This is a genomic window from Polyangiaceae bacterium (genome assembly GCA_016715885.1).
Lineage (GTDB): Bacteria > Myxococcota_A > Polyangia > Polyangiales > Polyangiaceae > Polyangium.
Window position 1 is genome coordinate 433390 of record JADJXL010000025.1, and the last position, 21400, is coordinate 454789.

Here is a 21400-nt window from a genome sequence, read left to right on the forward strand (position 1 = left end):
GCTCATCCCGACGAGCTTTTCATTGCATTTGCAACGGAAAACCGTTCGGCATCCGACGCGCACCATGATCCGGGCGCGCGAGTCAATCGCACGAGCATTTCCGGGTGCTCTCGCAATGCGCGAAGCGCTTCGTCTTGCGGCAACGCTCTTTGCACCAAGCCGCGATACTTCGCCAATTGAAGCTGCCACGCTTCCCTCGACATGGTCACGACCGGCTCGGGGCACGGTACACGTTGCCCGAGCAGCATCATCATCAAGCCACTGTATCCAAATGCGGGGTCCCCAACTTCAAAGCGTTGCCCTTGCTTCACGACCCACGGGCCTTCACGTTCGAAGCGATCCAGCAGATGCCGAACGCCGCTCACGTCGACGTCGGCACGCGAAGCGCGCCAAAATGGTGTATCGAGCCTTCGATTGAACTTGTAATGCACCGACAAGAACCACCGCAGGTAATCCCAATGCGCCCCCACCGCATCGTTCGCCCGAGCTGCGAATGACTCGTCGTTATTCGGATCCTGCATCGCCTCGATTCCAGCGAGTAAATACGCCACTTCGATGATGACCATGTGCAGCGCGGTTGATTCGAGCGGTTCCACGAATCCATACGCATTGCCCACGGCCACGACATTTTTTCGCCAAAATTCGCGATGCCTTCCCGATCGAAAGCGCACCACCCACGGCTCGCCCATACCGGGGTTTTTCGCACGCATTTCTGCCATTGCTGCATCGACGTCGATGAACGCCGAAGAATGCACGTACCCTCGGTGGTCTTCACCTTCCACGGGAATCCGCCAGCACCAGCCACAATCCATCGTTTCCGCCGTCGTATACGGCTGAATCGAATCTCGCTGCGGGACCGTGGCGACGATGGCCGTGTCGCAAAATAAGCTGGACGCATAACTCTGAAAGGGCGATCCGAGCGAACGTTCCAACAAAAGCGAACGAAATCCCGTCGCATCCACGTAAAGATCGAATTGCAGTTCCCGCCCATCGTTCGAGCGCAGTGCTTCGATTCGCCCCTCGCCGCTCGTCACGACATGATCGATGGCAACGTCGACATGATCGATGCCCATTCGGCGCGCGGACTTCGCCAAGAATGCGACGAATGGTGCATTATCGAGGTGATAGGCGAACTTCAGGCTCGGCAAGAGGGAATGAAGCTCGTTCTCTGGGCCGCGCAAAATGGGCGCACGACGTTCTCCCATGAGGAGCGACGTGAGCGATTGCAGCCGCAAATCGCGCTCGAAAACATGAGCTTCGACGGGCTGCGCTTCGCCGAACGGATAGGTGAAATAATAATCCCCCGGCAACCCCCAATCGAATTGGATGCCCAATTTGAACGTCGGTTTTACTTCATGAAACAGCTCCACGATGTCGAGCCCGAGCTGTGCATGCAAAAAAGGTGGCATGAGCGTCGTCGTCGCTTCACCCACGCCAATGATCGGAATCCGACTCGATTCGACGATCATCACGTCGATATGCGGAAAACGGCGCTTGATCGCCAATGCTGCAAAATATCCCGCCGTTCCACCTCCAATCACGCCAATGCGTAGCGGGCGCCCATCCGCCGCAGGTCCGGACTGTTCCATGATTTCTCCCTCGTCCTTTTCAGCACCCTGGAGGCAATTCGGATATCCATACGGGAACGCCGCGTTCGCCAAGCATCCCCGCGAGCGTTCGGGCTCGAGCAACTTGCCATTGCTGCTCCCGCGTGGGCGCGTGCCTGGCATCGGAAAACTCGCGCTCGGCCCCCATGACGCCCCGAAGCACGTCGATGCTCACCGAATCCGCAGTTTCTGCAAGCGCATCCGCGAGCTTTTCGAGCGGTCCGTCGAAGATAGGTTGCACGATGGCGATGGTCGAAACGCCCGCACTGCGCAGCGTCCGCAAGATATGAAGCCTCTCCGATACCGAAGCGGCGCGAGGCTCGAAATGGGCGCGCACGTCGTCATCGATCGTCGGCAGTGAAACTCCGGCAAAAACACGCGGCATCGACGCAATCAAATCCACGTCATCGAGAATGAGGTTGGACCTCGTGAGAAGCAGCACGGGCCAAACGCGGCTCGCCGAACGAATGACTTGTAAACATTGGCTCGTCAAGCGTTCTCGACGTTCAATCGCCTGATAAGGGTCGCTCACCACGGGGCAAAACTTGATGGGCAAAACAGGCAATCGTTCGAGCTCGCCCGCGAGAATCTCCGGTGCATTGCGACGAACATCGACGTACGATCCCCATGGTACGGCGGGCAATCCGAGCACCGCACGCATCGGATCCACTTTCGATGACGCATAACAAAACCGGCAACCGATACTACAACCAACGTAGGGGCTCAACGTATAAAAAGATTGGTTTTTCGTGCCCGCTGGTTCGAGGAGCGCATCCACGTCCACGCGACGAATGCGGGCACCGTCATCGCCCGTGCGTTCTTCTTCGACCGCAGCAAAGACGCGCTCTTCATTCAGCGTCGCTTGCGCCGCCACACGACGGCACAGGAGCAATCCGAATTGCGGATCGATCACGCGGCGATCACCTTCCGTGCGATAACCGAATGCAAGACGTTCGCTCCGCGCAGCGTGAGCTTTGGCGTATTCGATGGGCGCTACATCCATCCACAAAATGCCATCTTCCAACTCGAAACGAAGACGCATGCCGAGCTCGGTCGATGCCCCTGAAAGCCGCGCGCCCGGTAAAACCTCGTGCCCCAAAGGCCAAGGGCTGAGCAGCGCGAGCAGCTTCGATCGGATGTCCATCGCCCGGTGCGTCGACTGTAGCAGAGCGCGTCGCGTCCGGAAAGCGGCGCGCACGCATGGTTCGACACGGGTTTCAGAGCGCCCAACCATCGGCTAGACTGCGCGTCCGATGGCCTCCTTCACATCGCCTCGCTGGTTTTTCGCCCTGCTCGTGTCCTTGCACCTCGCAGGATGCGGATCTGCAGCTCCATCACCGCCGCTCACGCACGACAAACCACCCCCTAAGACGGCCGAAGCGCCCGTCTCGATCACGGTGCTCTACACGAGTGACGAGCACGGGTGGCTCGAAAGTGTGCCTCGAGATGGCGGTCGACATGGTGGTGTTGCTGAATTGTTGGGGCAACTCGTGAAGGTCGAAGGACATTGTCCCGGCCCTGCGCCGTTTGGCATGAGCGCAGACGAATCGTTCCTTGCGCCCAATTCGGAGAATTGCACGAATCCGAAGACATTGCTGCTTTCCGGTGGGGACAATTATACAGGTCCCGCGATTTCGACGTATTTCTTGGGCGAACCAATGGCCGACGCCATGGGTCGATTGGGGTATGCTGCGTCGGCTTTTGGAAATCACGAATTCGATTTTGGAAGGCCGCAATTTCCAGTAAATCGCGACAAAGCAAAATTAAAATATTTGGCTGCGAACGTACGCATCGAAGATCCGAAGGTCGCCGCAGAAATCGATTTGCGCGCATACGAAATTTTCGAACGTCGCGGCATTCGCATTGGCGTGATCGGCCTTTCGACGGTCGAAACGTTGAAGACGGCCATCGCCGAACGATTCGTTGGGATCACGTTCGAGTCTCCGGAAGCCGCATTGGATCGAACCGTATCCAAAGCGTGGGAAGCGGGAGCAGACGTGGTCGTTGCGATTGCGCACGAATGTCCGGACGTGCTCGTGCCGGTGATCGAGAAACATCCAGAATGGCGGCTTGCGTTTGTCGGAGGAGGGCATTGTCATAAAATGATGCACCTGCGTGCAGGCGACGTTTCCGTGCTGAGTCCCGATTGGCGCATGCATCAATACGCGCGCATCACGCTTCGGGTGGACCGCTCGCTGCCTGCAAAATCACGCGTCGTTTCCGTTGAATCGGCGTTCGTGGAAGTTGTGGCGTCGCCCAATGTTCGCCCGGACCCCGTGCTCGGGGAGCTCGTGAAGAGTGCAAAAGAAAAGGTCGACAAAGCGCTTGGGGTCACGATTGGTCATAGCCGCGGCGGAATTGGTCCGGAAGCGGTGGTTGGGCAAATCGTGGCGAACGCGTGGCTTGCCGAACTTGGTGGCGACGTTGCGATCGTCAACAAAGGCGGCATTCGTCAAGTCATCCCGGCGGGTCCAATTACCCATGCGACGATATGGGGCGTGCTTCCCTTCGACAATCGGATGATGAAGCTTTCGGTCACGGGCGAAGACTTGCAGAAGGAACTGGAGAACCCCAAATTCATTGCTGCTGGAGCTGAAAAACGAGCAAGCGGCAAATGGTTCATTGGGGGCAAACCCATCGACTCCAAAAAGAAATACACCGTCCACATCACGGATTTCATGTACACGGGCGGAGACGGCTCCCTTTTCGGCACGTACGATCCGCGCGCCGTCGGGCTCGGCATTCAGTGGCGAGATCCTGTGATTGCATGGATTGAAAAGCAAAAAACGCGCCCCGACGCACCGATCGAAGACAAACTGCCGAAGGGTGTCAAGGCGCTATAGAGAATAGAGAACAAGGCGTCAGTTCGATCTCGGGGGGTATGGGGGGCAGAGCAGTCGTTCCCCCTCTCCGCCGCGCCGTAGGCGCGAGGGGAGAGGGGGTTAGGGGGTGAGGCGCGAGCCCCCCATCGTGACTGGCCTCGCGCAGCGCGCGTCCCACGCGCGCGAAGCGAGCGTTCAAGCCCTGGACCGGCCTCCAATACAAAGGGCCCGGTCCATCGGACCGAGCCCTCGATCAGCTAGGACAAGCTTGCTCGTCAGTTGACCTTGCCCGTCGCAGACGCGCTGACGCTGACGCTCGCCTTGACCTCGAGGTTGACCGACGTCGTCGCATTGACCGTCGCATCGACGCCGGCCTTGATGCACGCAAGCGCCTTGCCACCAGCGTCACCAGCAACCTTGATCATGCCCTCGCCCGTCTTCACGAGGCCTTCGGCGCCCACCTTGATCTTCGGACCGGTGCCGGCCGAGAGACGAATGATCGTCGGCAGGTTCTTGTTGAGCGCGCTCATGAGCTTCTGAACTTCGGTGTTCACCTTGCCGTTCGCCGTGACACGCACGCTCGGTGCATCGCACTTGGCCGACGCAGCAGCACGGTTCGCGCAGCTCTGCTGGCACTCGACATCGACCGTCGGCGGCTTGAACTCACCCGAGCACTTCGGCTCTTTGATCTGCGCGCTGCAACCACCCGAGCACGAGCCCGAGCACTTCGCAGCCGCCTTCATTTCGCAGCTACCCGAGCAGCTTCCCGAACACGTACCCGAGCAGGTGCCTTCCGCCTTCGCGTCGCACTTGCCTTCGCATGTGCCCGCGCACGCGGCGCCCTTCGAGTCCCTGCCGTCGCACTTGCCGTCGCACTTGCCGCCGCACGTCCCCTTGAAACCAACATCGCAGCTTCCGGTGCACGCAGCGCGACAGGTGCCCGTGCATTGCGCGCCCGCTTCGACCGTGCACTTGCCCTTGCAGTCGGCCTCGCACTTGCCACTGATCTCGCCACCCGAGCAGCTCGCTTCGAGTTTGCCCGGATCGATCGGCGAACCGCATGCGTCCATGCACTTCGCCATGCCGTCGACATCGGCATAACACTTGGGCGGATCGAACTCGACCGCAAGCTTCGCTTCGGCTTGCGCCGAGAGCATCGACTTCAACTTCGCAGCAACCGCCGTGCAAACCTTCTCGGCGCCTTTGCCACCACCCACCTCGGCCTTCAATTCTCCCTCGGGCATGCCGAGGTCTTTGCCGAGCGCGCTGCACGACTTGATGAGGTCGCCTTCGAGATCGACGACGGTCTTGTTCACGTCGTACGAGACTTGAAGGAATGCTTTGATCTTGCTCTGGACCTTTGCATCTCCTTTGATGTCCAACGAACCGAAGTCACCCGCCTTGAACTCGTCACATCCCTTGGCGGCTTCGAGCACCTCGCCGGCACCATCGGGAACCTTGAGATCACCAGGCAGTTTGCCACCGCAATCGATGAGCATCGGCGAGGCGATTCCGAGGACGACCACGGGCATGGAGAAGAACTTCCAACGATTGACGCTCATCTGAAAAACCTCCGGCACCCCTTGGGCGCCTCTCGAAAAGACCGTGCGCGACACGCGCGGCACGAGTCACGTCCAACCTATTGACGTGCTTGCGAGCATCTCCGCCGAAGCGCGAGATGCTCACCTGAACCCACCCAATATGTGGGCCCTTTTTGCACGAGCTGCGGAGGCCTGTAAATACCTTCGTAGACTTTCTTCGAGCGTCTCGACGCATCACCTCTTGCGCGTCGATTTGCTGCGAGCAGGCTGCGGTTCTTCCTCTCGCACCACGATTCGTTCCGGCATCGATGCAACGGGCGCAGGCATCGATGCGATGGGCGCAGGCACCGGTGGTTCATCATCGAAAGGAAGAGAGAGCTGCGCGAGCGGACGCGCCCCAACCGTCGGTCCGCCTTGCTTCTCGAAGAGCGCTTGCTCGCGATCGATGTCGGCCTGAATGAGCTCCTGATTGTCGTACGCGAACGACAACGCATCGAGAATTCTTGCCGGACCTAAATTCGGATAGCGGCGAAGGAGCGTCTCGACGGAAGCACCGCCGCGATGCCACGCCCATAGCCTTCGCACGGGCACACGCGATCCCTCGACGTGCGGACTTCCTCCGAGAATCCTTCCGTCACAACGAACATGCGGATGGGGCACGAGAACACGCGGAAGGGCTCCTTGGGTCATAGCTGCGCCCGAGGGTAATCAGCGACTGCGCAAGCGCCAAAATATCGGACGAACTCCGCTGTTCGATCCACGCAGGGCACACACTCAGGCCGCCGCTTTTCACAGTGCTCTGGTAGCCTTCAGCGCTGCTCACTCGTGCACGGACGAGCAGCATCGAGGGGGCGGAAGAGGCGACGATGAAGGCATGGGAGACAAACCCACTGCGTGAGGGGATGCCGGACGAACGCACGGTGAAACCAACCGCGCTCATCATTTTTGGTGCGTCGGGAGATCTCACCCGGCGCAAGCTCTTGCCCGCCATCTACAACTTGGCCCTGAGCCGTCTCCTGCCAGGCGGCTTTGCGCTCGTTGGCGTCGCGCGGCGACCCAAACCCGAGTTCGCTCGCGAAATGAAGGATGCCGTCGCGAAGTTTTCACGCCGCAAACCGCTCGACGACGCCACGTGGACAGAGCTCGAAAAAGGCATGGCCTACGTTCAAGGCGACTTCGGCGATCCGGCAACGTACAGCCGACTCGCCGGAGCGCTCGGAAGGCTCGAGCGCGACCGAGGAACGACGCAGAATCGAGTGTTTTACCTGGCCGTCGCGCCTTCCGAAGTTCCTTCGATCGTAAAAGGTTTGTGCTCCGCGAAGCTCGTCATGCCGCCATCGCCTTCGTCCGATGCGAGCTACCAGCACGTCGTCGTGGAAAAACCCTTTGGCGAAGATCTGGCGAGCGCACGCGCACTCAATCGAGAGCTCTTGACGTGCCTGGACGAACGACAGATCTACCGGATCGATCACTACCTGGGAAAAGAGACGGTGCAGAACCTGCTCGTTTTCCGCTTCGGCAACACGATTTTCGAACCTCTTTGGTCACGACAACACATCAGTCACGTGCAGCTCACCGTGGCCGAAGACATCGGTGTCGAAGGGCGCGGCAAGTTTTACGAAAAGATCGGGATCACGCGCGACATCGTCCAAAACCATGCCCTTCAGATCCTCACGATGATGGCCATGGATCCTCCGGCCTCGTGGGACGCCGACGCCGTGCGTGATGAGAAGGTCAAGGTGCTTCGCGCGCTCCGTCCGATTCGAGGTCGCGAGGTGCTCGATCGAACGGTGCGTGCGCAGTACGCTGCGGGAACGGTTCGCGGGGACAGGGTCATTGGGTACCGGGACGAACCCGACGTCGATCCTCAATCGAAGACGGAGACGTTCGTCGCGATGTCGCTGCGCATCGACAACTTCAGGTGGGGCGGCGTGCCGTTCTATCTGCGCTCGGGCAAACGTCTGGCCAAACGATCCGCCGAGGTAGCGCTTCATTTCAAGCCGCTTCCGCACCGATTGTTCCGGGACGCACCCGGTGGTCATGACGAACCCAACGTCCTCGTCGTGCGCATTCAACCCGACGAGGGTATCGCGCTTCGGTTCGCGACCAAAGTGCCTGGTGGTGGCATGTCGATGCGAAACGTCGCGATGGATTTTCGCTACGGCACGGCGTTCGGTTCGAGCACACCCGAAGCCTACGAACGGCTCATCCTCGATGCGATGCGTGGCGACGCGACGCTCTTCACGCGTGCGGACGAAGTCGAAGCGCAGTGGGGTTTCATCGATCCCATCATCGAGGGCTGGCGAGAGCACGATGCTCCCGTGACGAGCTACGAAGCAGGAAGCTGGGGCCCGCGCGAAGCCGACAGGTTGCTCGCTCCAGGCGACACGTGGAGGCGGCCGTGACGGCACTCCCGGTCAACGAGGCGCTCAAACGCATCGAAAGCGAGCTCGCCGAGTTCTGGGCTGCGCCCGACGAAGAGTCCGGAACGCCGATGACCAAGGTGCGTTCGTCGACGATGACCTACGTCATCATGACGAGCCAAGCGGAGGTCGAACGCGCGCGCGAAACGACCGAAGCCGTCGTGGAAACGCACCCCGGACGCGCGTTTGTCTTGACCGTCGATGGCCGACTCGCCCCCTGGGAAGCGAGTCACGACGTGCGCATGGCATGCCGACTCGACGGCGGCGTACAACCGATTTGCCACGACTCGATCGCGCTCACGTTCGGCGCCTTGACGTGCGAACGAGCCGGTTCGATCGTGGCGGCGTTGGCTCTTCCCGAGGTGCCGCTCGTCGTCGAAGTCGGGCGCGGGGCGCCGCGTACCCTCGTGAGTGCCCTAGCTCCGCGCGCGGATCGGCTCATCGTGGATACGGCGCACACGAGCGTCACGCGCGTCGCGGAGATTGCGGCGATGGCGAGCTCTTTCGTAGGCGATCGACAGTTCGTCCGGACGTACACTTGGCGCGAGCTCGTTGCACGCTTCTTCGACGATGCGCTCACGGCTCTCGACGACATTCGCAAGGTTACCGTTGGACGAACCCCTGGAGGCGTGACGGAGCCGGCAGCGCTGCTTCTTGGATGGCTCGGGGCGCGCCTGGGTTGGGCATTCGATTCGCGGCAGGAAGCTCGAGACCGACACGGACAAACCGTGGAGATCGTTTTGCAAGACGAACCTCATGAATTGCTGTTGCCGGGCGAGCTGACGGGCGTATGGATCGAGACCTCGGTCGATGGGGCCCCCTTGTCTCTCGCGTGCACTCGCAGCAAAGAGCACGTGAATCAGGTGTGCTGGATGCGCCGCGGTGCTCGCGAATCGGCGCACGATTATGCGATGGGCCACCGCGGAGAAGACTGGGTGCTCGTCAAAGCGATCCATGCGACCGAGGGCGATCGCGTCTACCGCGAAGCACTCACGATGGCGGCGGATTGGAGCGGACGATGAGCGCGACCGTGACATCGAGCGGATGGGACGTGGTCCGGGCCGAAACGGAGCACGAGCATGCTCTGCTCGGAGCGGAGCTCTTGGCACGAGCCATTGATGAGGCCGTGCGAGTGCGAGGGCGCGCGTGCGTTGCGTTGTCGGGCGGAGCGACGCCTGGTCCGGCGTACCGCAAGCTTGCGGAATACGATCTGCCGCTCGATCGGATCGACTGGTTTTGGGTGGACGAACGCGCGGTCGCGCCAGATCATTTGCGTTCAAACTATCGCGCAGTCTGCGAAGACTTGCAGCTCGGTCGCGCCGATGCTTCACGCGTGCATCGCATGGAGGCAGACGCGACGGATCTCGCAGCGGCGGCCGCGCGTTACGAACGTTTGCTACGACAAACGTTCGGCGTCGCAAGTGCAGTCGCGTTCGATGCGATGACGCTCGGCATCGGCGATGATGGGCATACGGCGTCGCTGTTTCCGGCAGCGGGTGCCGTAGCCATCGATGACCGGCTCGTCGCGGCGATCGAGGCGCAGCCTTCGCGTGGAATCGAGGCGCGCATGACGCTCACTGCGCCGGTCATTTGCGAAGCGCGGTTTGTCTTGGTACTTGCGAAGGGGCCACAGAAACGTGCGCCCGTGACGGAGGTTTTTTTGGACGGGCCCGAAGACGCCGTGCCTGCGCGGCTTTTGCGACGGGCCCGAGGGAAGATCACGTGGCTTTTTGATCGGCATGTGCAGGACGCATCGTGAATTGCGGCTCGAGGCTTGCCTTGCGGCCTATTTTTTCGTAGGGCAGACGACATGAAAACGCGCTCGACGTCACCGTCGTCCATTCTCGTCGGGGATATAGGAGGCACTCGGACTCGGCTTTCGCTTTACGATGGTCACGGCAAACGTTTGCTTGTCGAGGCTGTGCTTCCTAGCCGCATGTACGATCGGTTCGACGACGTTGCGCTGCAATTTTTGGGTTCGTCGAGTCATCCCAAGCCGTCGGTTGCCGTGTTGGGAGTGGCCGGACCGGTTCGAGGTCAGGTTGCGACCGTGACGAATTTGAATTGGCGCATGGATGCGTCGCGACTCGTGCGGAGTTTGTCGATTCCGACGGTGGTATTGGCGAATGATTTGGCAGTGGCCGCGCGTGGCTGTTTGCATGTGTCGCCGGAGGTTGCGATTCCAATGACCGGTCGCAGTGCAATGATAGCGGATCACGACTTGGCGGTCATTGCGGCAGGCACGGGGCTGGGCGAAGCATTACTCGTGTGGAATGGGACGACGCATCTCGTGGTCCCGACCGAGGGTGGACACGCCGATTTTGCCCCGCGTTCGGCGATTGAAATTGAATTGTGGCAATTTTTGGCTCAGCGCCATCCCGACCATGTGAGTTACGAGCGCGTGCTCTCCGGGGACGGGCTCGGGGCGATTTATGATTTTTTTGCATCCAAAGCAGGGCGCGAACCGAAGGCCATAGGAAAAAAGCTCTCCGAGGGTGATCGTAATGCAGCGATCGCCGAAGTGGGACTGTCGGGGCAATACGAGCCTGCAAAACGGGCGGTTGATTTATTTGCGTCGATTTATGGTGCGGAGGCCGGGAATTTGGCGTTGAAGGGGCTTTCGCTCGGTGGAGTATTCGTGGCAGGTAACATTGCGCGCCACATCGTTTCGGCCAGACGTGAACTCTTTTTGGAAGGGTTTCGAGCGAAGGGGCGCTTTACGAAGTTGATGGGGCAAATTCCGGTCGTGCTCGTGACCGATCCGCTCATTGGCGTGCGTGGAGCGCTTTCGGTTGCCAAGGAAGTTCTCGCGGAGGGCAAACGCGCCACCAAGTCGAAGCCTAAAGCCTCCAAGCCTCGCTGACCCGATGGCGGATTGATACCGCACGAACACGAACTTCCGAGACACTTCGCGTTCGTCTCATAACCAATTTTTCCCCCAAAAAAAGACTTCGGTTTCCGATCTTCGTTGCACCAACGGGCGCATGACTCGGAATCATCGAGGAATCGGCGCGCATCTCGAGGTTGTTTCGGGGGTCGATGCGGACTTTTACACGCACCATGTCCGACATGTACGCCGCAGGCTACGTCGCATGGGGCTAGTCGGCGCGGACGTGGATGACTTGGTGCAGCAAACATTCATTGTCGCGCAGAATCGCTGGATCGAATGTCCATTGGAATATGGGCGGCAGCGAAAGTGGCTTCGAGGCATTGCTTGGCGGCTTGGAATGAACCTACTTCGGCGCAACCGGCATCACCACGAGCTTTTCGAAGGCGAAGTGCTTTCGTCGCTCGCCGCGACCGACCCCAGCGCCGAAGATCGCGCCAATGTGCGGCAGGTGTTTGCCGCTGCATTTGCGGGTGTGACGGCCGAAGATCGCCAGATGTTTTTCGGATACTTCTGCGACGAAGTGCCACTATCGGAAATCGCGGCGCGTCATGGTCTCGCGCGCAGCACGGCTTGGTCCAGGCTGCAAAAGCTCAAGCGTGAAGCTGCAGAACGAATGGCGCTTTTCATGGCGTGAATTATGGCGTGAATCGTAACGAATAACTCACCATCGTTTTTTTCCCACCCTTGGGTTTCAAAAACTCGATGGCCTCGAACACTGACACGACGCATTCCTCGAATCCCGCACCTTTCAATGCCGTGCGCGGATGCGTAATCTTTGCTTTGCCCCCATTCGCTTCAATGAGCACATCCACCCCAAAGTCACCTCCTTTGGCCGGATCGTCCACTTTGGCGAAACACCGCCGAAATGCATCGAAATGCGGCTCCACCGACCGCTTGATGGGCCCCTTCGTCACGTCGTCGTTCGGGCCGCCGCCAATATGCATGCCGATGTTCTTCACTTTTACGCTTGGAATCGGCGCTTCCTCGGGCGCGGCCGATGCGCTCGGCGCCGCAGGAGCAGCTTCGGCAGCCGCCGATGCCGTGGCAGACGCCGCGGCCGGCGGTTCGGCCGGCGCCACCGCAGATGGCGCTGCCGCCGGTTGCACAGCAGCCACGCTTGGCGTCGGAATGGCACTTGGTGCAGCAGTTGCGTTCGATGCAGCCGCCGATCCATCCGGCCCCGAAGCTCCAGAACACGCGCAGAGAGCCGCTGCCATCACGATCCCTGCAATCTGTCGATAACACGCCGCCATACTTTTCATGGTACCATTCATTCTGGTTTTTCTCGACTCGTGGATGCCGCTCGAAGCTTTTTCACGGCTTCGTTGTGCTGTTCCAGTGTTTCGCTGAAGGTATGCCGCCCTGCGCCTTTTGCCACGAAATAAAGATACTTGGTCGCAGCCGGCGAAAGAACCGCATTGATCGAAGAATCCCCCGGATTCCCAATGGGTCCCGGCGGCAAACCATCGATCACGTACGTGCTGTAGCGGTTACGGGGATCACGATTGATGGCCGGGGATGCTTTTCCTGAAAAACCGACACATGCCGGGACGACGTCGGGCTCGGCATAACAGGCATACATGGCCGTCGGGTCGGATTGCAGACGTTTTGGCTTGAATGCCGGGTCCTGCAGCCGGTTCAGAAAAACGCTCGCGATGATGGGCCGCTCTTCGGCAACCGCCGCTTCTTTTTCGACGATCGACGCCAATGTCAAGATTTCCCGGCGCCCGAATCCGAGATGCTTTTGAAGATGCACCAAGGTTTCCGCACGTTGCTTCGAGAGCGCGGCGAAACGTCGATCCGATTCACCAACCATGCGGCGAACGACGTCGCGCGCGTCGCTATCCACATGAAACTCATATGTCGCCGGAAATAAATACCCTTCGGCACTTTCGGCAACACCGCCACCCGATTTGACGATTCCCAGCTCACCGAGCAACTGCGCATCCGCACTGACGCGCAAAAATACGTCTTTTGAAACGACGCCGAGTTTTTCCAGACGCGTCGCGATGTCGAATCGATGAAACCCCTCGGGTATCGTTGCCCGCGCCATCGGGCGCTTCGGCGATCGTTCGAGAACGCGCACGAGATCCCACGGATCGAGCGCATCCGGCAACACGTGCGGTCCCGCGACAAACCCGCTCGTTCCCCCCGTCAAACGCAGAAACATCGCCATCGCGCCTTCGCTGCGCACGAGCCCCAGACCTGAAAGAATGCCCGCCGCTTCGGCGCTATCGAGCCCCGCAGGCCAATCCACCAGCGCAACCCCACCGCGCGACGGCCCGTCCCAAAGCCCGAAGCCAAACACGATACCAAGCATCACGGACGCGATCGCACCAGCGGCACCTCCGAGCGCGAAGAGCATTGCTCGAGGCCATGGCACTTGGCGCAACCGTCGACGGGTCGCTGCAGAAATCGACTTCGCAGCGCGACGCCGAGGAGGCTTCGGCGGAGTCTGTGGCGTGCGCGTGGTCGGTCCGGCGGACATGGTCCGAAGTCCAAAGCCTCAAAGCTCGGCGAGCGTCAAGCGCAGGATGAAGGCAAAGCGTCGAGTAGGCGACGACGAGGGAAGTTGCCATGGGAGAAAGACCCAAGTGATGATATTGGCTCACGAAGTAGGAGCCCCTCCGCATGGCATCCAAGGCCGTCATCGATCGTCAACGCGCTGCTCGCACCGTCGCCAGCGCCGCGTACACCTATTCGGCAGATGCAGCTTCACGGGTCAAAGAGACGCTTTCACGCTACGCCAAACCCGGTGAGCAGGTGCCGGACATCCAGCTTCTCGTGAAGCTCGTCGGGCGCATGATCGCATCGGAAAACGAAGCGCTCGGTCGCGCCGATGCCGCGCACGAGCTCGAGCTTGCCGACGACACCGAGCCGCGAAAGCTTCGCGATGAGGCGGCTGAGAAACTGCGTCGAATCCTGACCGATTTGCGGACGGCCGTGGAGATGGCGTGCGGAACTGCGGGCCTTCCGCGCCTGCTTTTGACCGACGTGATCCCGAATGATCCATCGACCCTTTCCGTGCTCGCGCGGTCGGTCCTCACGCATCTTCGCGACGAATCGATCAAGCTTCCCGCGCCACGAAGGCGAGGTTTGTCGCTGGATCGTGAGGCATTTGCGGAGGAGCTTGCGGCAGAACTGCCCGCGCTCGACAAGGCGCTCGCAGCAGTTGCACGCGAAGCACGCGAAGCCGAAGCTACACTTCGAGCGAAGCGTTTGGCGATGGAAACCAACGATCGAGCCTTCGGCCGCGGAGCTGCGTTCTTGTCGGCAACGTTCACGCTCGCAGGCCTCGACGACATCGCAAACAAGACGAAGCCGTCGACGTCTCATCCGGGACAAACTCATGAAGCGGATGCCGGCACGATGAGCTCGGATGTCGAGACCGACGCGCCTTGACCTCGTGTTTGTCCGATCGAACTTCGTTCGACCTCAAACGTTTCTCAGCTCGACGCTCGCCGTGCAATTCAGGGAACGTCGGCTGCCATTGACAGTGCTTGCTGCATGGTTTGCCCTTTGCTCGGCGTGTACCGAAACGCGCCCCGAAAAAACGCAGCCTTCCAAGCCCGCACCGATCATTGCAACAGCATCCGCGGCGGCCTCGGTATCCGCCTCTGCTCCCGCTTCCGCGACCGTCTCCGCTCCCCTGCCCGCTCCTCCATCGCGCTTGACCGCCGCCGATGAAGCTCGATTCGACGCTGCCGTTCGCGTTGCCATCGAGCGCGAAGATGTGCCAGGAGCCGTGATTGTCGTTCTTCGCCAGGGGGAAGTCGTTTTCCGTCGAGCCTATGGGCATCGCGCGAAAGAGCCCGGCGCAGTACCAATGACCGTCGACACGATTTTCGACCTCGCAAGCCTGACAAAACCCATTGCGACCGCGACGTCCATTCTCTTGCTCGCCGAACGCGGCGTTCTTCGGCTTCAGGATCCCGTACGAAAGTGGCTTTCCGCATTTCGAGGTGACGATCGCGTGACGGTCGAGCATTTGCTTTTGCATACGTCCGGGCTTCCAGCAGGAAATGCTCGCGCTGATCGTGCTGGAAGTCGAAAACAGGCGATGACGAAGCTTTTCGATACGCCGCTCGACAGCCCCGTGGGAGAAAAGTACGTTTATAGCGACGTTGGGTATGCCTTGCTTGGAGAAATCGTCGAGAAAGCATCGGGTGAAGCCCTCGAAACATTTTCCAAGAAAAACATCTTCGAACCCATGGGAATGCTCGACACGTCATTTCGTCCGGCGTCGCAATTCCTTGCACGTATTGCGCCAACGACGCGTATCGGCGATGAAATGCTGGTCGGTAAAGTGCACGATCCGCTCGCTCGAACGCTCGACGGAGTCGCTGGGCATGCGGGATTATTCTCGACGGCCGATGATATTGCGCGCTTCGTTGGGATTGTCATGAACGAGGGGCAATTCGATGGCAAACCCGTTCTTTCGCCGAGCATCGTGCGTCAATTGCTCGATCTACGTCCCATGCCAGGTAAAGCGGAAAAACGATCGTACGGGCTCGGTTCCATGTTCGATGGTGTGGGTCATACGGGTTTTACGGGCACGGCATTTTGGATCGATCGAGCGCGCGACAGAGCGGTGATTCTATTGACGAGCGCCCTGCATCCCGACGGAAAAGGCAGCGCCAAAATATTGCGACGTGATATCGCAAATGCGGCGGCATTGATGGGCGCGACCAAAGCTTCCCCGGGGCCCGCGCAAACGGGTGCCCTCGTGCGTACGGGCGTCGATGCGCTCGAGCGCGAAGGTTTTGCGATGCTCGAAGGCAGAAAAATCGGGCTCATCACGAATCATACTGGAACGAACGCGCGGCGCGAGCGAACGATCGATTTGTTTCATCGTTCGGATAAACTTTCGCTGGTCGCGATATTCGCGCCCGAACACGGATTGAGCGGCACTGCGGATGGGCTCGTAGGCGACGTGAAAGACAAACCCACGGGGTTGCCTGTCCACAGCCTTTACGGCAAAGACAAACGCCCGGTCGATGCGGCGTTTTCGGGCATCGATACGCTCGTTTTCGACATTCAGGATGCGGGCACGCGGTTCTACACGTACATCACGACGCTTGGATACATGCTCGAAGAGGCCGCAAAGAGAAAACTCCGACTCGTGGTGCTCGACAGACCCAATCCACTGGGTGGCATCGTCATGGAAGGCCCGCTGCTCGATGCCGATCGAGAATCGTTCGTCGGATACCACAGAATCCCCGTGCGACATGGAATGACCGTGGGAGAACTGGCTCGACTCTTCAATGCCGAACGCAACATCGGCGCCGATTTGCACGTCGTGCCCATGGTTGGGTGGACGCGTTCGATGCAATGGTCCGGCACGGGTTTGTCCTGGATACCACCTTCGCCCAATTTGAGGACCGCAGCCGAAGCACTTCTTTACCCCGGCGTGGGCCTCGTCGAAGCGACGAACGTGAGCGTCGGACGCGGAACGGATCGACCTTTCGAGCGTGTCGGTGCCCCCTACATCGACGGCGTGAAGCTTGCCGCCGAGCTTGACCGCGCGAAGCTTGCCGGCGTTCGTTTTTCGCCCATTCGATTCACTCCCAAATCGAGCGTGTTCGCGGGAGAAGCATGCGGCGGCGTCGGCATCGAATTGACCAATGCGGCGGAACTCGAAAGCGTACGCGTTGGAATTGCCATTGCGGTAGCGCTCCGAAAGCTTTACCCAACCGAATGGAAAAGCGCGGGCGTCATGACGTTATTGGGAAATGCTCGCGTGTTCGAGGCGATCACGCGGGGCGACGACGTACCGCGAATCGTCGCTCTTTATGAAAAAGACCTCGAATCGTTCGGGAAACGCCGAGGTCCTTTTCTCTTGTATCGGTGACTAGGTTCGTCTTTCAGAACCCCATGTCGGTGGCTGCGGCTTCGTTCGCGCGGACTTGGCGCTTGCCTTGTCGAGCCGGCGCGGGCGCTGCTGCTGCCGGAGGACTGGCGAACCCACCACCCGCGACCCCAGCCGGCGGCGTGGCAAACGGCGAATTGAAACCATCGTCCGCTTGTTGCACCGCCGCGAGCTGTTTGTCGAAATCTTTCGCGACGTCCTCGGCCCTCTCAGCAGGCGCGGCGGCCTTTGCTTTCGCCAAGTTATCCTTCAATGCAACCTCGCGCGATTGAATCCTGCGCCGAGCTTCGTCGAATTTGCCCTGTTGGAAGAGGAGATTGGCTTCCTTGAGCGTCGCAGCCGTCTCACTTCGATTCACGCGACCAGCCACGACTCCATCGAGCTCGCTGGGTTCGCTGTCCACGAGGGCCACGCCAAGTTTGCCCGCGCAGCGCCCATCTTCGTTCTTCACGAGGTCGCGATATCGCATATCGACATTGGCCACGGCAAGCGTTGCATCCGAGCTCGAAGGCAGGCGAACTTTCATGAGAATGGTTTTCACGTCGCCCGTGCTGAACGTACCGAGCGGAACCGTGATACGATTGCCACTTCGGCGGAAGGTTCTGTCGAATACGCGATCCAATTCGACGCCCGGAGCAAGCTCGATGTCGACTTCCGCGCCGCTGGCAACGGCTTGCGTGAGCGATTCAGCCTCGCCTTCGAAAACGCGCTGAAGTGCAGCATCATTTTCGACGAAGTAATGGCGGCCATTCGATTCGATGGCGATCGCCGACAAAATTCTTTCGTTGTAATCGACGTCGACGCCCACGGTCGAAATGCTGACATTTCGATCACGCGCTCGTTGTGCCAAACTGCGGAATCCCGGAATGTCCTTCAATCCATGATTGGCATCGCCGTCGCTGAGCACGATCATGCGACCAATTCGACCGTCGCCAGCCCCCGTCAGGCTCATTTCTGCCATTGCCGTTTCGATACCGCACGAAATGCACGTATCTCCGCCGAGCGTTATGCCCGAAATCGCCGATATCACCGTTCCGCGCGTCGAAGGCCCAATGACCGACGCAGGCACGACCACTTGCGTGCGCGTATCGAACGTGACGACGGAAACCATATCGCCATCCTTGAGCCGTTCGACAGCACCAATCGCTGCATTGATTGCATTACGGAGCCGAGTTCCTTTCATGGAACCCGAACGATCGATGACAATGGACAAATTCACGGGCGCGGCGCCTTTGGCGCGACCGTCATTCGAAGAGCGCGCTTCGAGCATCAAAAACGTGTCGCCCGTTTTGGAGCGGAGGACTTTCGAGTGTCCGAGGCGGCCGTCGATCATGACAGTCGAGCCTGCGGTGAAGTGCGAGATGTCGGCCTGGACGGTTTGGTCAGAATCGTCTTCGATGGGCTTCGTGTCGTCGATGGTCTCGGCGCCGATCGTGGCGGTCGTCGAGCTTGGAAGGCCGCCTTTCGGGGTGAACGAGTAGACCGAGAGGCTGGTGAGAAGCATGCCGGCGAAGGCGAAGAGGGCAACACTCGAGGGTTTCATGGGCTCTCTCTTGGGGACGTCGTGATCGGGTCGATTCTAAAACGCAGCTCCCGAAACAAGCTTACGGTGAATCGACCGGCCTTTGGACGAAGATCGACACGGAACGATCTGGAAAAATTTCGGCATCGACACGGACCGGCAGGCTGGAGAGCACGACAGTCGTTTGTTAGCACACGATCACAGCTCTTGAGAGTGGCCGGGTTTAATCTACATCACGTACACGAATATTGTTTTCACGACAGTGCTCGTCATCGGTTACGCTGCCCACGCGCCATTGAGTGTGCCCGCTTATCCGAAAATGTCATCGAAGGTGGCGGCATCGGTCATGGTCAATCGTGCGCCGCCGCGGCCATACTGCCTTCGAGCGAGGGGCGCTCCAAGCGACGAAAGGCACATGGAAGTGGAACAGATCTTCAAGAACGAGCTTACCAATGAAATTTTTACCAAGGTGCGTCTGCATCCATGGTTTTTCCTTGCATTGGTCGGCGTCATCGGATGCTCGGGTTGCAATCCGACGACAGAGGACAAACTCGTCAATGCCGACATGTTCTCGCCCAAGGCTGAAATCATGTCTGCTGGATATGGTTTCGAGGGGATCATCGGCGTGGAAGGTGGTGAAGCTGAGGTGCGCGCGGCTGGCGGAGCATGGAACAAAGTTACATGTACGAATGGCGAGGAGCCCGCACGCCGCGTGCTCACATCGTCCGTCGAACCCAATATAGGAATGACGCTGACGCGTGCAGATGCGATGCCAATCGTATTCAGTTGGCCGTACTTGCCTTCGACACTCGCCCCCACGGACTTTTTGGTCGTCCTGAACGACGGCTCGAAGGTCACGCCCGGTTTTGCCACGATCCAGCCGAATTACGAATACAACGAGCGGCAGACCGCGGTCCTCTTCGGGGAATTCGGCAATCGACTGCGTCCCGACGAAAGCGGATCGATTCATCCAGTTCGCGTCGATATCGTCGAGGACGACGATCCGTTGATGCTGGTCGGTCCGAAGGGGCCGGTGAGTGCAGTGGGACTCAGCAAAGAAAGCTCCAATCCTTATGTCGCTGGCCCGGCGCTCGTGGCAGCGAAGCTCAGTCGATTTTCCACCGAAGGTGAAGGCGGCCCGGAATTGATGGGAGGCCCATTCCCCAATGACGGCGTGGCTCTTTATGGATCGAAGGCAAAATTTCGATTGCGAACGTATACATCCGGCGGATTTTCGCCAGATGGCGTTCGTGGTCTCCGTCCCGACGAATACGAGCGATTCTTTCGGGTTCACGCCAAAGCAGCGGATGGGGCCGAAGTATTGCTCGAGAAAGTCGGCGTAGATCATATGGTACAAGGTGGCGTCATTCGCGTCGTGGGTCTGGCGGATCTCGGACGGCCCGCGTCGAGCGACGTCGTGTACGATGATTGCTACGTCGAAGACTGGGACAACTATATCGACATCGTGCTCGATGGCGACGAAGCAGCCATGCGATCGATCGTCAGCGTCGAGATTCCCGCAACAGGCAATTATGGAGCGTTCTTCAACCCTGGCGGACCTGGCAATGATCCCACCCCCGATGTTCGATATACGGCTCCAGGAGCGCCGCAAGTACAGCCAGTCACGATTGCGCTCGATGATCCCATGACCGTCTCCTACGACGACTGATTGGGCGATTTGCTGCTTTCCGACGCCTCGTCCCGCGTGCGCGCGAATTGGGGCTTGCGCAAGTCCACGTTTCGTAGGACAATTTTGGAAGGATTGTTCGCACGAACAGAAAGGATGGTCTATCCGTGGACGAAACTTGCCTACGCAGCATGCGCGGTCACTACCTTCGTCGTATGCGTCGAGGCGCTCAGGCGGCGCTCTTCGCGGTGCTGTGTTCCGTGACGTTCGCGAGCGGCTCGGGCTGCGCTTGGAAGCCGGAAATCATTTACATCGATCCAAAGCTCACCTCGAACGACCTCGTTACGGGCAAGATTGCCGTGATGCCCGTCAAATTCGACAAGGAGAACATCATTCCGAGCGAACGATTCAAGACGGTGCAGAGTCTCGTTCGGGCCATTCAGCAATTGCGTGCCGACATTCCGATGGTGACGAATGATTCGCACAACAAGGCGCTCAATTTGTCACTCGAAGAGGAAGCCCAGTGGTTGAAGGTCTACGAGTATGACGCAAGTAACCCGAACCCCGAGCAGCTCGCTCAATACAAAGAATCGCTCGGCGCGCGGTATTTGATCCTGTCGCGGCTCAATTACGATCAGCGCATCGGCGGCGGTGGCGGCAGGATGCCCAGTAGCACGGTGGAATCGACGCTCACGGGCAGGGTTTCGATCCTCGACATGACGACGGGACGCACGGTATGGGAGGGCGAATTTGCCAGCACTCGCGGCGGCATGGATACCATATCGGATCCTCGGCCCTCGGCTCACGCATTGCCATTTTTTTCCACCTTCGTCAAAGACTGGCCCGGCGGCGCGACTTGAACGTCGAGAATGCAGCCACTCGAGCCGCCTGCGCTCGATTGTTCGTTCGATAAAGCTGCATTCCAACCAATCTATAAAATTGTCCATGCTCACTCTTCTCCGGGGCGACATCACGGGATGGATGCTGACGGAGCATGGCGACTGCGAATTTCGCACCGGCGGAGTGCAAATTCGGCACCTTTCATAAGAGAATTCAAGGTTGACCTGCGCGGATTCGTCGTGATTCGATGCATGTTGCG

At 59.5% G+C, this 21400-nt stretch carries 17 protein-coding genes; 10 read left to right on the forward strand and 7 right to left on the reverse strand.

The annotated features are described in order from the left end of the window. Window positions 1-2 precede the first annotated feature (2 nt). Together IPM54_36775 and IPM54_36780 are read right to left on the reverse strand one after the other, a co-directional pair. A complete protein-coding gene (locus IPM54_36775; GenBank protein MBK9265327.1) occupies window positions 3-1589 on the reverse strand; it encodes a tryptophan 7-halogenase in 1587 nt (528 codons plus the stop codon). A 19-nt stretch (window positions 1590-1608) separates the two neighbouring features. Then, window positions 1609-2751, reverse strand: coding sequence for a hypothetical protein (locus IPM54_36780; protein ID MBK9265328.1), 1143 nt, complete (start codon window positions 2749-2751; stop codon window positions 1609-1611). Window positions 2752-2860: 109 nt separating this feature from the next. Here IPM54_36780 and IPM54_36785 point away from each other — a divergent pair, with 109 nt between their 5' ends. Continuing rightward, complete coding sequence (locus IPM54_36785; protein MBK9265329.1) at window positions 2861-4450, forward strand: bifunctional metallophosphatase/5'-nucleotidase; 1590 nt, start codon at window positions 2861-2863, stop codon at window positions 4448-4450. A 254-nt stretch (window positions 4451-4704) separates the two neighbouring features. Here IPM54_36785 and IPM54_36790 read toward each other — a convergent pair whose 3' ends face one another. Both IPM54_36790 and IPM54_36795 read right to left on the reverse strand, forming a co-directional pair. Further along, window positions 4705-5961: a hypothetical protein gene (locus tag IPM54_36790; protein MBK9265330.1), complete on the reverse strand. Its 1257-nt coding sequence runs from the start codon at window positions 5959-5961 to the stop codon at window positions 4705-4707. Window positions 5962-6204: 243 nt separating this feature from the next. Next, the gene (locus IPM54_36795) at window positions 6205-6660 is read right to left on the reverse strand and encodes a DUF433 domain-containing protein (protein MBK9265331.1); all 456 of its coding nucleotides are present in this window, start codon (window positions 6658-6660) and stop codon (window positions 6205-6207) included. 176 nt (window positions 6661-6836) lie between these two features. On the opposite strand from IPM54_36795, the gene zwf reads away from it, so the two are divergent. From zwf to IPM54_36820, 5 genes are all read left to right on the forward strand, one after another. Beyond that, on the forward strand, window positions 6837-8375 hold the full coding sequence (gene zwf, locus IPM54_36800) for a glucose-6-phosphate dehydrogenase (protein MBK9265332.1): 1539 nt from the start codon (window positions 6837-6839) through the stop codon (window positions 8373-8375). Then, the gene (locus IPM54_36805) at window positions 8372-9415 is read left to right on the forward strand and encodes a glucose-6-phosphate dehydrogenase assembly protein OpcA (GenBank protein ID MBK9265333.1); all 1044 of its coding nucleotides are present in this window, start codon (window positions 8372-8374) and stop codon (window positions 9413-9415) included. Before zwf ends, IPM54_36805 begins: the two co-directional genes overlap by 4 nt. Further along, a complete protein-coding gene (pgl, locus tag IPM54_36810; protein MBK9265334.1) occupies window positions 9412-10152 on the forward strand; it encodes a 6-phosphogluconolactonase in 741 nt (246 codons plus the stop codon). The genes IPM54_36805 and pgl overlap by 4 nt, the downstream gene beginning before the upstream one ends. Before the next feature lie 51 nt (window positions 10153-10203). Continuing rightward, window positions 10204-11256 carry a glucokinase gene (locus tag IPM54_36815; protein MBK9265335.1) on the forward strand — a complete coding sequence of 351 codons (1053 nt, stop codon included), beginning with the start codon at window positions 10204-10206 and terminating at the stop codon, window positions 11254-11256. A gap of 121 nt (window positions 11257-11377) precedes the next feature. Then, window positions 11378-11917 (forward strand): sigma-70 family RNA polymerase sigma factor, encoded by a 540-nt coding sequence (locus IPM54_36820; GenBank protein ID MBK9265336.1) that lies wholly within the window; start codon window positions 11378-11380, stop codon window positions 11915-11917. Window position 11918: 1 nt separating this feature from the next. Here IPM54_36820 and IPM54_36825 read toward each other — a convergent pair whose 3' ends face one another. Together IPM54_36825 and mltG are read right to left on the reverse strand one after the other, a co-directional pair. Then, window positions 11919-12545: a hypothetical protein gene (locus tag IPM54_36825; GenBank protein ID MBK9265337.1), complete on the reverse strand. Its 627-nt coding sequence runs from the start codon at window positions 12543-12545 to the stop codon at window positions 11919-11921. A gap of 8 nt (window positions 12546-12553) precedes the next feature. Beyond that, on the reverse strand, window positions 12554-13648 hold the full coding sequence (gene mltG / locus IPM54_36830) for an endolytic transglycosylase MltG (protein MBK9265338.1): 1095 nt from the start codon (window positions 13646-13648) through the stop codon (window positions 12554-12556). A gap of 266 nt (window positions 13649-13914) precedes the next feature. On the opposite strand from mltG, the gene IPM54_36835 reads away from it, so the two are divergent. Both IPM54_36835 and IPM54_36840 read left to right on the forward strand, forming a co-directional pair. Further along, window positions 13915-14685: a hypothetical protein gene (locus IPM54_36835; GenBank protein ID MBK9265339.1), complete on the forward strand. Its 771-nt coding sequence runs from the start codon at window positions 13915-13917 to the stop codon at window positions 14683-14685. Next, window positions 14663-17134 carry a DUF1343 domain-containing protein gene (locus IPM54_36840; protein MBK9265340.1) on the forward strand — a complete coding sequence of 824 codons (2472 nt, stop codon included), beginning with the start codon at window positions 14663-14665 and terminating at the stop codon, window positions 17132-17134. The genes IPM54_36835 and IPM54_36840 overlap by 23 nt, the downstream gene beginning before the upstream one ends. Before the next feature lie 13 nt (window positions 17135-17147). Here IPM54_36840 and IPM54_36845 read toward each other — a convergent pair whose 3' ends face one another. Next, window positions 17148-18695, reverse strand: a complete 1548-nt coding sequence (locus IPM54_36845; protein ID MBK9265341.1) for a VWA domain-containing protein — start codon at window positions 18693-18695, stop codon at window positions 17148-17150. 394 nt (window positions 18696-19089) lie between these two features. On the opposite strand from IPM54_36845, the gene IPM54_36850 reads away from it, so the two are divergent. Together IPM54_36850 and IPM54_36855 are read left to right on the forward strand one after the other, a co-directional pair. Next, window positions 19090-20343 carry a phospholipase gene (locus IPM54_36850; protein ID MBK9265342.1) on the forward strand — a complete coding sequence of 418 codons (1254 nt, stop codon included), beginning with the start codon at window positions 19090-19092 and terminating at the stop codon, window positions 20341-20343. Between the two features lie 149 nt (window positions 20344-20492). Next, entirely contained in the window at window positions 20493-21161 is a 669-nt protein-coding gene (locus IPM54_36855) for a hypothetical protein (protein MBK9265343.1), read from the forward strand. The last annotated feature ends 239 nt before the right edge of the window (window positions 21162-21400 follow it).